Consider the following 12,624-nt stretch of genomic DNA (forward strand, 5'->3'; position numbering starts at 1 on the left):
GGTGCATCATGGCAATCGTTAAATGCAAACCGACTTCCCCTGGCCGCCGTTTTGTGGTCAAGGTGGTCAACCAGGAGCTGCACAAAGGCGCTCCTCACGCACCGCTGCTCGAGAAAAAATCGAAGACTGGTGGTCGTAACAACAATGGCCGTATCACTACACGTCACGTGGGTGGTGGTCATAAGCAGCATTACCGTATGGTCGACTTCCGTCGCAACGACAAAGATGGCATCGCTGCCACCGTCGAGCGTATCGAATACGATCCAAACCGTACTGCTCACATCGCACTGCTGTGCTACGCAGACGGCGAGCGCCGCTACATCATCGCCCCTAAAGGCGTGAGTGCTGGCGACCAGCTGATCGCAGGCGCCTTGGCTCCAATCAAGCCAGGCAACTCCCTGCAGCTGCGCAACATCCCAGTGGGTAGCACCGTTCACGGTATCGAACTGAAGCCGGGCAAAGGTGCACAAATCGCTCGTTCCGCTGGTGCTTCGGCTCAGCTGATCGCTCGCGAAGGTGTCTACGTGACCCTGCGTCTGCGCTCTGGTGAAATGCGTAAAGTCCTGGCTGAATGCCGTGCGACCCTGGGTGAAGTCTCGAACTCCGAGCACAGCCTGCGTTCGCTGGGTAAAGCTGGTGCCAAACGCTGGCGTGGCGTTCGCCCAACCGTTCGTGGTGTTGCCATGAACCCGGTTGACCACCCGCATGGTGGTGGTGAAGGTCGTACCTCCGGTGGTCGTCATCCGGTATCGCCATGGGGCTTCCCGACTAAGGGCGCGAAGACTCGTGGTAATAAGCGTACCGACAAAATGATCGTCCGTCGTCGCAAGTAAATAGAGGGATACGACAGTGCCACGTTCTCTGAAAAAAGGTCCTTTTATTGATCTTCACCTACTGAAGAAGATCGAAGTGGCGGCGGAGAAGAACGATCGCAAACCAGTTAAGACCTGGTCGCGTCGTTCCATGATCCTGCCACAAATGGTCGGTCTGACCATCGCGGTACATAACGGTCGCCAACACGTCCCAGTTCTCGTGAACGAAGACATGGTCGGCCATAAACTGGGCGAGTTTGCCGGTACCCGCACCTACCGCGGGCACGTGGCAGACAAGAAAGCCAAGCGTTAAGGGGTAAGGAAATGGAAGTAGCCGCTAAGTTGTCGGGCGCTCGCATATCCGCCCAGAAAGCCCGCTTGGTCGCCGACCAGATCCGCGGGAAGAAGGTGGGCGAAGCGCTCAACCTGTTGGCCTTCAGCAGCAAGAAAGCCGCTGAAATCATGAAGAAAGTCCTCGAGTCGGCCGTAGCCAACGCCGAGCATAACGAAGGCGCAGACGTTGATGACCTGAAGGTCTCCACCGTTTTCGTCAACGAAGGGCGTTCGCTGAAGCGTATCATGCCGCGTGCCAAAGGCCGCGCTGATCGCATCGTCAAGCGGTCTTGCCATATCACTGTCAAGGTTGCGGACAAGTAACGGAGTCGATCAGATGGGTCAGAAAGTACATCCCACTGGCATTCGCCTGGGAATCGTCAAGGAGCACACCTCCGTCTGGTACGCAGACGGTCGGACTTATGCGGACTATTTGCTCGCAGATCTGAATGTGCGTGAGTACCTCCAAGACAAACTAAAAAGCGCGTCCGTTAGCCGTATCGATATCCATCGTCCGGCTCAAACTGCACGCATCACCATCCACACCGCTCGTCCAGGTATCGTTATCGGGAAGAAAGGTGAGGATGTTGAGAAACTGCGTCAGGACCTGACCAAGCAAATGGGTGTGCCTGTGCACATCAATATCGAAGAGATCCGCAAGCCGGAACTCGACGGTATGCTGGTTGCCCAGAGCGTAGCTCAGCAGCTGGAGCGTCGTGTAATGTTCCGTCGCGCTATGAAGCGCGCAGTACAGAACGCCATGCGCATTGGTGCCAAAGGCATCAAAATCCAAGTGAGCGGTCGTCTCGGCGGTGCTGAAATTGCACGTACTGAATGGTATCGCGAAGGTCGTGTGCCACTGCACACCCTGCGTGCCGATATCGACTATGCCACCTACGAAGCTCACACCACTTACGGTGTGATCGGTGTGAAGGTTTGGATCTTCAAAGGCGAAGTTATTGGTGGTCGCCAAGAAGAACTGAAACCACAAGCACCAGCGCCTCGTAAAAAAGCTGCTAAGTAAGGGGTACGCCAAATGTTGCAACCAAAGCGTACGAAGTTCCGCAAGCAGATGACTGGCCACAACCGTGGTCTGGCACTGCGCGGTAGCAAAGTCAGCTTCGGCGAATTCGCCTTGAAAGCTGTTGCCCGCGGTCGTCTCACCGCCCGTCAGATTGAGTCGGCGCGTCGTGCTCTGACCCGTCACGTAAAGCGTGGCGGTAAAATCTGGATCCGTGTATTCCCGGACAAGCCGATTTCCAAGAAGCCTCTCGAAGTGCGGATGGGTAAAGGTAAAGGTTCCGTTGAGTACTGGGTTGCCCAGATCCAGCCAGGCAAAGTCCTGTACGAGATCGAGGGTGTTTCTGAAGAGCTGGCGCGTGAGGCTTTCGCCTTGGCAGCTGCAAAGTTGCCTCTCGCCACCTCCTTTGTTAAGCGGACGGTGATGTGATGAAAGCGAATGAACTTCGTGAGAAATCAGCACAGCAACTGAACGAGCAACTGCTCGGCTTGCTGCGCGACCAGTTCAATCTGCGCATGCAGAAGGCAACTGGCCAGTTGGGGCAGTCTCACCTGCTCTCGCAAGTGAAGCGTGACATCGCTCGCGTGAAAACTGTGCTCAATCAGCAGGCAGGTAAGTAATCATGGCTGAAGCCGAAAAAACCGTCCGTACGCTGACTGGCCGTGTTGTCAGCGACAAGATGGACAAGACCATCACCGTACTGATCGAGCGTCGCGTAAAGCACCCGATCTACGGTAAATACGTTAAGCGTTCGACTAAGCTGCACGCGCACGACGAAACCAATCAGTGCCGCATCGGCGACAAGGTCTCCATCTGCGAGACCCGTCCGCTGGCCAAGACCAAGTCCTGGGCACTGGTTGAAGTTCTCGAACGCGCTGTTGAAGTCTAAGGGCTAGGGGTCGGAGAAATTTTATGATTCAGACTCAATCCATGCTCGATGTGGCCGATAACAGCGGCGCTCGTCGCGTCATGTGCATCAAGGTGCTCGGCGGTTCTCACCGTCGTTACGCCGGCATCGGTGACATCATCAAGGTTACCGTCAAGGAAGCAATTCCTCGCGGTAAGGTGAAGAAAGGTCAAGTGATGACTGCTGTTGTAGTCCGCACTCGCCACGGTGTCCGTCGCGCTGACGGCTCCATTATCCGCTTTGATGGCAACGCTGCTGTTCTTTTGAACAACAAGCAAGAGCCGATCGGCACCCGTATCTTTGGGCCAGTGACTCGTGAACTTCGTACTGAGAAGTTCATGAAGATCGTCTCGCTTGCCCCAGAAGTGCTGTAAGGAGATCCGACATGCAAAAGATTCGTCGTGACGACGAGATCATCGTGATCGCCGGCAAAGACAAAGGTAAGCGCGGTAAGGTGCTGAAGGTGCTCGCTGACGACCGTCTGGTCGTTGGTGGGATCAACCTGGTCAAGCGCCATACCAAGCCTAACCCTATGTCGGGCGTACAGGGCGGTATCGTCGAGAAAGAAGCGCCACTGCACGCTTCCAACGTCGCCATTTTCAACGGCGAAACCAACAAGGCTGACCGCGTTGGTTTCAAAGTAGAAGAAGGCAAGAAAATTCGTGTCTTCAAGTCGACCCAAAAAGCGGTTGATGCTTGAACACTGCTAGGTAGAAGACCATGGCACGACTGAAAGAGATTTATCGGAAGGAAATTGCGCCCAAGCTTAAGGAAGAACTTAAGCTGGCCAACGTGATGGAAGTTCCGCGCGTTACCAAAATCACCCTGAACATGGGTCTGGGCGAAGCGATCGGCGACAAAAAAGTCATCGAGCACGCTGTTGCTGACATTGAAAAGATCACCGGTCAAAAAGCCGTTGTGACTTTCGCACGGAAATCCATCGCGGGCTTCAAAGTCCGTGAGGGCTGGCCGATCGGCGTTAAAGTTACTCTGCGCCGCGATCGTATGTACGAGTTCCTGGACCGCCTGCTGGCGATCTCCCTGCCTCGGGTTCGCGACTTCCGCGGCCTGAATGCCAAGTCCTTCGACGGTCGTGGCAACTACAGCATGGGCGTGAAAGAGCAGATCATTTTCCCGGAAATTGATTACGACAAGATCGATGCTCTCCGCGGTCTGGACATTACCCTGACCACCACTGCACGGACGGATGAAGAAGGTCGCGCACTGCTGCGCGCTTTCAAATTCCCGTTCCGCAACTGATTGGAGTAGGAAAATGGCCAAGAAGAGCATGAAAAACCGTGAGCTGAAGCGTCAGCTCACCGTTGCCAAGTACGCCAAGAAGCGTGCTGAGCTGAAAGCTATCATCGTTGATCTGAACGCAAGTCCAGAAGCACGTTGGGAAGCTTCCGTAGCTCTGCAGAAGCAGCCACGTGACGCAAGCGCTTCGCGCATGCGTAACCGCTGCCGCATCACTGGTCGTCCGCACGGCGTATACCGCAAGTTCGGCCTCGGCCGTAACAAGCTGCGTGAAGCTGCAATGCGTGGTGACGTACCAGGTCTGGTTAAAGCCAGCTGGTAAGCAATACAGCCCAGGTCTCGGTGGCGGGGGAGTAATCAACCGACCACCGGTGTCCTTGTCTATGAATCGAGCCCCTTATGGGGCTTGATTCATTTATGGGGTGTGTCTAGAATGACCGGCTCGCCTGAGCCCGGGTATTTTGCCCGGAATTGTCTCGGCGACGTAGTAGCCGCAAGGCTCATTTTTTTTGTATCAGGAGCGTCTAGCCCATGAGTATGCAGGACCCGTTAGCGGACATGCTAACTCGAATCCGTAATGCCCAGATGGCTGAAAAGTCCGTCGTAAGCATGCCGTCTTCCACGCTGAAGGTGGCTGTAGCCAAGGTCCTCAAGGACGAAGGCTACATCGCGGGTTATCAGGTAAGCGGTGAGGCCAAGCCTTCCCTTTCCATCGAGCTGAAGTACTTCGAAGGCCGTCCGGTTATCGAAGAAGTCAAACGCGTAAGTCGTCCAGGCCTGCGTCAGTACAAGTCCGTCGATGATCTGCCAAAAGTTCGTGGCGGTCTCGGTGTGTCTATCGTCTCCACCAACAAAGGTGTGATGACGGATCGTGCTGCGCGCGCTGCCGGTGTCGGCGGCGAAGTTCTTTGCACAGTGTTCTAAGGGGGGATAAGCATGTCTCGCGTCGCTAAGAACCCCGTTAAGCTGCCGGCTGGTGTCGAAGTAAAATTCGTCGGCCAACAGCTTTCGGTGAAGGGTGCCAAGGGCACTCTCGAACTGAATGTTCACTCGTCCGTTGAAGTCGTTGAAGAAGCTGGTGAGCTGCGTTTTGCTGCTCGCAATGGCGATCAACAGACTCGTGCAATGGCCGGTACCACTCGTGCGTTGGTAAACAACATGGTCCAAGGCGTAAGCCAAGGCTTCGAGCGCAAGCTCCAGCTGGTCGGTGTTGGTTACAAGGCACAAGCAAAAGGCACAGTGCTGAACCTGGCTCTCGGCTTCTCGCACCCAGTGGACTACGAACTGCCGGAAGGCATCACCGCTGAGACTCCTAGCCAGACCGATATCCTGATCAAGGGCATCGACAAGCAGCTGGTGGGTCAAGTGGCCGCTGAAATCCGCGATTTCCGTCCACCAGAGCCTTACAAAGGTAAGGGTGTGCGTTACGCGGACGAAGTCGTCCGTCGTAAAGAAGCCAAGAAGAAGTAGGGCATAGCAAATGACCGACAAAAAAGTTACTCGACTGCGTCGCGCTCGCAAAGCACGCCTGAAAATGCACGAGCTCGAAGCCGTGCGTCTCTGCGTGTTCCGCTCCTCGCAGCACATCTATGCCCAGGTCATTTCGGCCGACGGCAGCAAAGTCCTGGCAAGCGCCTCGACTTTGGACAAAGAACTGCGTGATGGTGCCACTGGCAACATCGACGCGGCCACTAAGGTTGGCCAGCTGGTCGCTACGCGTGCGAAAGCCGCTGGCGTCTCGCAGGTGGCTTTCGACCGCTCTGGCTTCAAGTACCACGGCCGCGTTAAAGCGCTGGCTGATGCTGCTCGTGAAGCTGGGCTGGAGTTCTAAGTTATGTCAAATAACGACCAAAAGCGCGACGAAGGCTACATCGAGAAGCTGGTTCAAGTTAACCGCGTAGCTAAAACCGTTAAAGGCGGCCGTATCTTCACTTTCACCGCGTTGACCGTGGTGGGTGATGGTAAAGGTCGTGTTGGCTTCGGCCGTGGCAAGTCGCGCGAAGTACCTGCTGCGATTCAAAAAGCCATGGAAGCTGCTCGTCGCAACATGATTCAAGTGGACCTTAACGGTACCACCCTGCAGTACGCCCTGAAATCCGCCCACGGCGCTTCCAAGGTTTACATGCAGCCTGCTTCTGAAGGTACCGGTATCATCGCTGGCGGCGCAATGCGCGCAGTGCTGGAAGTTGCTGGTGTTCAGAACGTACTGGCTAAATGCTACGGTTCGACCAACCCAGTGAACGTGGTACACGCCACTTTCAAGGGTCTGAAAACCATGCAATCCCCGTCGTCCATTGCTGCTAAGCGCGGCAAGAGCGTTGAGGAGATCCGTTGATCATGGCTACCGTTAAAGTAACGCTGATCAAAAGCACCGCCGGCCGTCTCCCTAACCACAAATTGTGCGTTAAGGGTCTGGGTCTGCGCCGCATCGGTCACACTGTAGAAGTCCTGGATACTCCCGAGAATCGCGGGATGATCAACAAGGCTTACTACATGCTGCGCGTCGAGGGTTAATCGATGAAACTCAATGATCTGAGTCCAGCGCCGGGTTCCCGTCGCGAAAAGCATCGTCCGGGCCGTGGTATCGGTAGTGGTTTGGGTAAGACTGGTGGCCGTGGTCACAAAGGTCAGACTTCCCGCTCCGGTGGCACCATCGCTCCAGGCTTTGAAGGCGGTCAACAGCCGCTGCATCGTCGTCTGCCGAAATTCGGCTTCGTTTCGCTGAAAGCCATGGATCGCGCAGAAGTGCGTCTGTCCGAACTGGCTAAAGTGGAAGGCGACATCGTCACCGTGCAATCCTTGAAGGATGCCAACGTGATCAACCAAAACGTACAGCGCGTGAAAATCATGCTGTCCGGTGAGGTTACTCGCGCGGTCACCATCAAGGGTATCGCAGCCACCAAAGGTGCGCGTGCGGCTATCGAAGCAGCTGGCGGCAAGTTCGAGGAATAAATGGCTAAGCAAGGTGCTCTCTCAGCGCTAGGCAAGGGCGGGATGTCCGAACTCTGGGCTCGTCTGCGTTTCCTGTTCCTGGCGATTATCGTCTATCGGATCGGTGCGCATATCCCAGTTCCAGGTATCAACCCGGATCGGCTCGCGGACCTGTTTCGGCAGAATGAGGGGACCATTCTTAGCTTGTTCAACATGTTTTCCGGCGGCGCGCTGGAGCGGATGAGTATTTTTGCACTGGGGATCATGCCGTACATTTCGGCATCGATCATCATGCAGCTTATGACCGCTGTCAGCCCGCATCTGGAGCAGTTGAAGAAGGAAGGTGAAGCTGGCCGTCGCAAGATTAGCCAGTACACCCGCTACGGCACCGTCGTCCTGGCCCTGGTTCAAGCTATTGGCATGTCCATTGGCTTGGCCGGTCAGGGCGTTGCTTTTTCTGCTGATTTTGGCTTCCATTTCGTTGCGGTTTCCACTTTTGTGGCTGGCGCGATGTTCATGATGTGGCTGGGTGAGCAGATCACAGAGCGCGGTGTAGGCAACGGTATCTCGATGTTGATCTTCGCAGGTATCGTCGCCGGTCTTCCGAGTGCGATTGGGCAGTCTTTCGAGTCTGCACGTCAGGGCGATATCAATATCTTCGCCTTGGTCGCTATCGGTTTGCTGGCAGTAGCGATTATCGGTTTTGTGGTGTTCATCGAGCGTGGTCAGCGTCGTATCGCCGTTCACTATGCCAAGCGTCAGCAGGGTCGTAAGGTCTTCGCTGCGCAGACGAGCCACCTGCCGCTGAAAGTGAATATGGCCGGTGTAATTCCTGCTATTTTCGCGAGCAGCATTTTGCTGTTCCCGGCTTCGTTGGGTGCCTGGTTCGGTCAGTCTGAAGGTATGGGCTGGTTGCAGGACATCTCGCAGTCGATCGCTCCTGGTCAGCCGTTGAATATTCTGCTGTTTAGTGCAGGGATTATTTTCTTCTGCTTCTTCTATACGGCGTTGATGTTCAATCCGAAAGACGTAGCGGAAAACCTGAAGAAGTCCGGTGCCTTTATTCCGGGCATCCGTCCAGGTGAGCAGTCGGCGCGCTACATTGATGGCGTTCTGACCCGCTTGACCATGTTCGGTGCTCTTTATATGACGGCCGTGTGCCTGCTGCCCCAGTTCCTGGTGGTTGCAGCAAACGTTCCGTTCTACCTTGGCGGGACCTCGTTGCTGATTGTGGTAGTGGTTGTGATGGACTTCATGTCCCAAGTACAATCGCACCTCGTTTCGCACCAGTACGAATCCCTGATGAAGAAAGCCAACCTGAAAGGCTACGGTGGCAGCGGTTTGCTGCGCTGAGAGACCCTTAAGGTTCGAGGAGTTGGTGATGAAAGTTCGTGCATCGGTGAAAAAGCTGTGCCGCAACTGCAAAATTATTCGCCGCGAAGGTGTCGTTCGAGTAATTTGCAGCGCGGAACCACGTCATAAGCAGCGCCAAGGCTGATTGTGATCTGCGCTTCAAGCCCAGCAGCTAGTGCGCTGCTGGGTTGATTATTTGTTATTACAGCGATATTATCTCGCGCCCTATTTCTTGGCTTCCGGGGCGTAGGTAGCTGTCAATTGGAGTCCCACTGAATGGCCCGTATTGCAGGCGTTAACATTCCAGATAACAAGCACACTGTTATCTCGCTGACCTACATCTACGGTGTTGGTCGCACCACTGCACAGAAAATTTGTGCAGAAACTGGGGTCAACCCAGCCGCAAAGATCAAAGATCTGAGCGACGAGCAGATTGAACAGCTGCGTAGCGAAGTTGCGAAGTTCACCACTGAAGGTGATCTGCGTCGCGACATCAACATGAAAATCAAGCGGTTGATGGACCTGGGTTGCTACCGCGGCCTGCGTCATCGTCGGGGTCTGCCAGTACGCGGTCAGCGTACCAAGACCAACGCGCGTACCCGTAAAGGTCCGCGTAAGCCGATCCGCAAGTAATCGCACCAGCGAATCGACAGGAATATAGACATGGCAAAACCTGCTGCTCGTCCTCGTAAAAAAGTCAAAAAGACAGTGGTTGATGGCATCGCCCACATCCATGCGTCTTTTAACAACACCATCGTGACCATTACCGATCGTCAAGGTAACGCGCTGTCCTGGGCTACCTCCGGCGGTTCGGGTTTCCGCGGTTCTCGTAAGTCCACCCCGTTCGCTGCTCAAGTAGCTGCTGAGCGTGCTGGTCAGGCTGCGCTGGAATATGGTCTGAAGAACCTCGACGTTAACGTCAAGGGTCCAGGTCCAGGTCGTGAGTCCGCTGTTCGTGCTTTGAACGGTTGTGGCTATAAGATCGCCAGCATCACCGACGTGACGCCAATCCCGCATAACGGGTGCCGTCCGCCGAAGAAGCGCCGCGTGTAATTCAGGAGACGATAGATAATGGCTCGTTACATTGGTCCAAAATGCAAACTGGCTCGTCGTGAAGGCACTGACCTGTTCCTGAAGAGTGGCGTTCGCGCTCTGGAATCGAAGTGCAATATCGAAGCAGCCCCAGGTATCCACGGCCAGCGCCGTGGCCGCCAGTCCGACTACGGCACCCAACTGCGTGAAAAGCAGAAGGTCCGTCGTATTTATGGCGTTCTCGAGCGTCAGTTCAGCGGTTACTACAAGGAAGCAGCCGGCAAGAAAGGCGCTACCGGTGAGAACCTGCTGCAGCTGCTCGAATGCCGTCTGGACAACGTCGTTTATCGTATGGGCTTCGGCGCTACTCGTGCCGAGTCCCGTCAGCTGGTTTCGCACAAAGCGATCAGCGTAAACGGCAAGACTGTAAACGTTCCGTCCTACCAAGTTCGTCCGGGTGACGTGGTCGCAGTTCGCGAGAAATCGCAGAACCAGCTGCGCATTGTTCAAGCCCTTGAACTGTGCGCCCAGCGTGGCCGCGTTGAGTGGGTAGATGTGGACACCGCGAAGAAGTCGGGCGTTTTCAAGAACGTTCCTGCTCGCGGCGACCTGTCTGCTGACATCAACGAAAGCCTGATTGTCGAGCTCTACTCCAAGTAAGGGCTAGAAAATAGGTGCATCCATGCAGATTTCGGTAAATGAGTTCCTGACGCCCCGCCACATTGATGTGCAGGTCGTCAGTCCAACCCGCGCTAAAATTACGCTTGAGCCTCTCGAGCGTGGTTTCGGCCATACCCTGGGCAACGCGCTGCGCCGCATCCTGTTGTCCTCCATGCCTGGCTGTGCAGTAGTCGAGGCCGAGATTGACGGCGTACTCCACGAGTACTCCGCCATCGAAGGTGTACAGGAAGATGTCATTGAAATCCTGTTGAACCTGAAAGGCCTGGCTATCAAACTGCACGGTCGTGACGAAGTTACGCTGACCTTGTCGAAGAAGGGTTCGGGGGTGGTTACCGCTGCCGATATTCAGCTGGATCATGATGTCGAGATCGTTAACCCCGATCACGTAATCGCTAACCTGGCGTCTAACGGCGCCTTGAACATGAAGCTCACCGTAGCTCGTGGTCGTGGTTATGAGCCGGCCGATTCGCGTCAGAGCGATGAAGACGAAAGCCGCAGCATTGGTCGCTTGCAGCTTGACTCTTCGTTCAGCCCGGTTCGCCGTATCGCATACGTGGTGGAAAACGCCCGTGTCGAACAGCGTACCAACCTGGACAAGCTGGTAATTGATCTGGAAACCAACGGTACTCTGGATCCTGAAGAGGCTATCCGTCGTGCTGCAACCATTCTGCAACAGCAGTTGGCTGCGTTCGTCGACCTCAAGGGTGACAGCGAACCAGTGGTAATCGAGCAAGAAGACGAGATCGACCCGATCCTGCTTCGCCCGGTTGACGATCTGGAACTGACTGTACGTTCGGCTAACTGCCTTAAGGCGGAAAACATTTACTACATCGGCGACCTGATTCAGCGTACCGAAGTAGAACTGTTGAAGACTCCGAACCTGGGCAAGAAATCCTTGACTGAAATCAAGGACGTTCTGGCCTCCCGCGGTCTGTCCCTCGGCATGCGCCTCGACAACTGGCCGCCTGCAAGTCTTAAGAAGGACGACAAGGCGACTGCCTGATCGTCGTAATCACCGAACGTAGTGTTTGGTAAGGAATGAACCATGCGTCATCGTAAAAGTGGACGTCACCTGAGCCGTACCAGCTCTCACCGCAAGGCCATGTTTCAGAACATGGCGGTGTCGCTGTTCGAGCACGAGCTGATCAAAACTACTCTGCCAAAAGCTAAAGAACTGCGCCGCGTTGCCGAGCCGCTGATCACTTTGGCCAAGCAAGACAGCGTAGCTAACCGTCGCCTGGCTTTCGACCGTACTCGTTCGAAAGAAATCGTCGGTAAGCTGTTCAACGACCTGGGCAAGCGTTACGCCACTCGTCAGGGCGGCTACCTGCGCATCCTGAAGTGCGGCTTCCGCGCTGGCGACAACGCTCCTATGGCGTACGTCGAGCTGGTTGATCGTCCTGTCGGTGGTGTTGTAGACGCTGCTGAGTAAGACGAACAGTCTGTACAAGAAACCGGGCCTAGTGCCCGGTTTTTTGTTTTTTAACGTTTAGTAAAAATCTATTGATCCAAGTCACTCAATACCGAGGAAGGCAGTCGGGACATTGTGGGATCCGCTCAAATTGACCGATTTCATCCACACCCAGAAACGCCTGCCCCAGAGCAAATGGTGGGGCTGCTCAATGCGTTGGGCGTGAAATTGGCCTAACTCGAAGTGATAAGAAGAAACGCCCTCATTTGGGCGGTTTTTCAATGCAATTGCCTACCATTTGCCTGCTTTTCTTCACTTATCTGCCCATTTATTAACGATTGGCGAGTGACCTTCCAGCCAGCTTGGTTCAAACTATTAACTTTCAAGCAGGGAGAAGCAGGGCGATGCAAGGTCACCCGGACGTCATCGATTATCTCAACACGTTGCTCACGGGCGAGCTGGCAGCGCGTGACCAATATTTCATTCACTCGCGTATGTACGAAGACTGGGGCTTTACCAAGCTCTATGAGCGCATCAACCACGAGATGGAAGAAGAGGCGCAACACGCCGATGCCTTGATGCGTCGTATCCTCATGCTCGAAGGCACGCCGCGCATGCGCCCTGATGATCTGGATGTCGGTACTACCGTGCCGGAGATGCTAGCCAGCGATCTGCGCCTGGAATACAAAGTGCGCGCTGCGCTGTGCAAGGGCATCGAGTTGTGCGAGCTGCACAAAGACTACGTCAGCCGCGAAATTTTGCGTGTTCAACTGGCTGACACTGAAGAAGACCACACCTACTGGCTGGAAAAGCAGAAAGGTCTGATCAAGTCCATTGGATTGCAAAATTACCTGCAATCGCAGTTCTGATTCGCAGCATTAAAAAA

Annotated in this window: 25 protein-coding genes; all 25 read left to right on the top strand. The window is 54.9% G+C overall.

The features are described from left to right. The first annotated feature begins 8 nt into the window (after positions 1-8). A complete protein-coding gene (rplB, locus tag AC3IX4_RS02455) occupies positions 9-833 on the top strand; it encodes a 50S ribosomal protein L2 (RefSeq protein WP_489259087.1) in 825 nt (274 codons plus the stop codon). A gap of 16 nt (positions 834-849) precedes the next feature. Beyond that, positions 850-1,125: a 30S ribosomal protein S19 gene (gene rpsS / locus AC3IX4_RS02460; protein ID WP_002555486.1), complete on the top strand. Its 276-nt coding sequence runs from the start codon at positions 850-852 to the stop codon at positions 1,123-1,125. Between the two features lie 11 nt (positions 1,126-1,136). Next, a complete protein-coding gene (rplV, locus tag AC3IX4_RS02465) occupies positions 1,137-1,469 on the top strand; it encodes a 50S ribosomal protein L22 (RefSeq protein WP_003103908.1) in 333 nt (110 codons plus the stop codon). A gap of 13 nt (positions 1,470-1,482) precedes the next feature. After that, on the top strand, positions 1,483-2,169 hold the full coding sequence (gene rpsC, locus AC3IX4_RS02470) for a 30S ribosomal protein S3 (RefSeq protein ID WP_010220308.1): 687 nt from the start codon (positions 1,483-1,485) through the stop codon (positions 2,167-2,169). A 12-nt stretch (positions 2,170-2,181) separates the two neighbouring features. Then, on the top strand, positions 2,182-2,595 hold the full coding sequence (gene rplP / locus AC3IX4_RS02475) for a 50S ribosomal protein L16 (RefSeq protein WP_003255479.1): 414 nt from the start codon (positions 2,182-2,184) through the stop codon (positions 2,593-2,595). Next, a complete protein-coding gene (gene rpmC, locus AC3IX4_RS02480; protein WP_002555481.1) occupies positions 2,595-2,786 on the top strand; it encodes a 50S ribosomal protein L29 in 192 nt (63 codons plus the stop codon). The genes rplP and rpmC overlap by 1 nt, the downstream gene beginning before the upstream one ends. 2 nt (positions 2,787-2,788) lie before the next feature. After that, positions 2,789-3,055: a 30S ribosomal protein S17 gene (gene rpsQ, locus AC3IX4_RS02485; protein ID WP_489259088.1), complete on the top strand. Its 267-nt coding sequence runs from the start codon at positions 2,789-2,791 to the stop codon at positions 3,053-3,055. Positions 3,056-3,078: 23 nt separating this feature from the next. Then, complete coding sequence (rplN, locus tag AC3IX4_RS02490; RefSeq protein WP_002555479.1) at positions 3,079-3,447, top strand: 50S ribosomal protein L14; 369 nt, start codon at positions 3,079-3,081, stop codon at positions 3,445-3,447. A gap of 11 nt (positions 3,448-3,458) precedes the next feature. Continuing rightward, a complete protein-coding gene (rplX, locus tag AC3IX4_RS02495; RefSeq protein WP_008374158.1) occupies positions 3,459-3,773 on the top strand; it encodes a 50S ribosomal protein L24 in 315 nt (104 codons plus the stop codon). A 20-nt stretch (positions 3,774-3,793) separates the two neighbouring features. Beyond that, positions 3,794-4,333 carry a 50S ribosomal protein L5 gene (rplE, locus tag AC3IX4_RS02500; protein WP_489259089.1) on the top strand — a complete coding sequence of 180 codons (540 nt, stop codon included), beginning with the start codon at positions 3,794-3,796 and terminating at the stop codon, positions 4,331-4,333. Positions 4,334-4,346: 13 nt separating this feature from the next. Continuing rightward, entirely contained in the window at positions 4,347-4,652 is a 306-nt protein-coding gene (gene rpsN / locus AC3IX4_RS02505) for a 30S ribosomal protein S14 (RefSeq protein WP_166363239.1), read from the top strand. Between the two features lie 209 nt (positions 4,653-4,861). Continuing rightward, entirely contained in the window at positions 4,862-5,254 is a 393-nt protein-coding gene (rpsH, locus tag AC3IX4_RS02510; protein WP_489259090.1) for a 30S ribosomal protein S8, read from the top strand. Between the two features lie 12 nt (positions 5,255-5,266). Beyond that, on the top strand, positions 5,267-5,800 hold the full coding sequence (gene rplF / locus AC3IX4_RS02515; protein ID WP_043861928.1) for a 50S ribosomal protein L6: 534 nt from the start codon (positions 5,267-5,269) through the stop codon (positions 5,798-5,800). Positions 5,801-5,810: 10 nt separating this feature from the next. Further along, on the top strand, positions 5,811-6,161 hold the full coding sequence (gene rplR / locus AC3IX4_RS02520; RefSeq protein WP_166569633.1) for a 50S ribosomal protein L18: 351 nt from the start codon (positions 5,811-5,813) through the stop codon (positions 6,159-6,161). Between the two features lie 3 nt (positions 6,162-6,164). Further along, complete coding sequence (rpsE, locus tag AC3IX4_RS02525) at positions 6,165-6,665, top strand: 30S ribosomal protein S5 (protein ID WP_166569632.1); 501 nt, start codon at positions 6,165-6,167, stop codon at positions 6,663-6,665. 2 nt (positions 6,666-6,667) lie between these two features. After that, positions 6,668-6,844: a 50S ribosomal protein L30 gene (gene rpmD, locus AC3IX4_RS02530; protein ID WP_010220317.1), complete on the top strand. Its 177-nt coding sequence runs from the start codon at positions 6,668-6,670 to the stop codon at positions 6,842-6,844. A 3-nt stretch (positions 6,845-6,847) separates the two neighbouring features. Beyond that, positions 6,848-7,282 carry a 50S ribosomal protein L15 gene (gene rplO / locus AC3IX4_RS02535; protein ID WP_007924183.1) on the top strand — a complete coding sequence of 145 codons (435 nt, stop codon included), beginning with the start codon at positions 6,848-6,850 and terminating at the stop codon, positions 7,280-7,282. Further along, positions 7,283-8,614 carry a preprotein translocase subunit SecY gene (gene secY / locus AC3IX4_RS02540; RefSeq protein WP_489259091.1) on the top strand — a complete coding sequence of 444 codons (1,332 nt, stop codon included), beginning with the start codon at positions 7,283-7,285 and terminating at the stop codon, positions 8,612-8,614. Between the two features lie 28 nt (positions 8,615-8,642). Next, positions 8,643-8,759, top strand: coding sequence for a 50S ribosomal protein L36 (gene rpmJ / locus AC3IX4_RS02545; protein WP_002555468.1), 117 nt, complete (start codon positions 8,643-8,645; stop codon positions 8,757-8,759). Between the two features lie 131 nt (positions 8,760-8,890). Next, the gene (rpsM, locus tag AC3IX4_RS02550; RefSeq protein ID WP_065759198.1) at positions 8,891-9,247 is read left to right on the top strand and encodes a 30S ribosomal protein S13; all 357 of its coding nucleotides are present in this window, start codon (positions 8,891-8,893) and stop codon (positions 9,245-9,247) included. Positions 9,248-9,277: 30 nt separating this feature from the next. Next, the gene (gene rpsK / locus AC3IX4_RS02555; protein ID WP_002555466.1) at positions 9,278-9,667 is read left to right on the top strand and encodes a 30S ribosomal protein S11; all 390 of its coding nucleotides are present in this window, start codon (positions 9,278-9,280) and stop codon (positions 9,665-9,667) included. 18 nt (positions 9,668-9,685) lie between these two features. Further along, entirely contained in the window at positions 9,686-10,306 is a 621-nt protein-coding gene (gene rpsD / locus AC3IX4_RS02560; protein WP_489259092.1) for a 30S ribosomal protein S4, read from the top strand. 22 nt (positions 10,307-10,328) lie between these two features. After that, positions 10,329-11,330 (top strand): DNA-directed RNA polymerase subunit alpha, encoded by a 1,002-nt coding sequence (locus tag AC3IX4_RS02565; protein ID WP_003176403.1) that lies wholly within the window; start codon positions 10,329-10,331, stop codon positions 11,328-11,330. Positions 11,331-11,372: 42 nt separating this feature from the next. Continuing rightward, positions 11,373-11,759, top strand: coding sequence for a 50S ribosomal protein L17 (gene rplQ / locus AC3IX4_RS02570; protein WP_489259093.1), 387 nt, complete (start codon positions 11,373-11,375; stop codon positions 11,757-11,759). 383 nt (positions 11,760-12,142) lie between these two features. Next, positions 12,143-12,607, top strand: coding sequence for a bacterioferritin (gene bfr / locus AC3IX4_RS02575; RefSeq protein WP_489259094.1), 465 nt, complete (start codon positions 12,143-12,145; stop codon positions 12,605-12,607). The last annotated feature ends 17 nt before the right edge of the window (positions 12,608-12,624 follow it).

The sequence above is a fragment of the Pseudomonas sp. KH_021 genome (genome assembly GCF_057838865.1).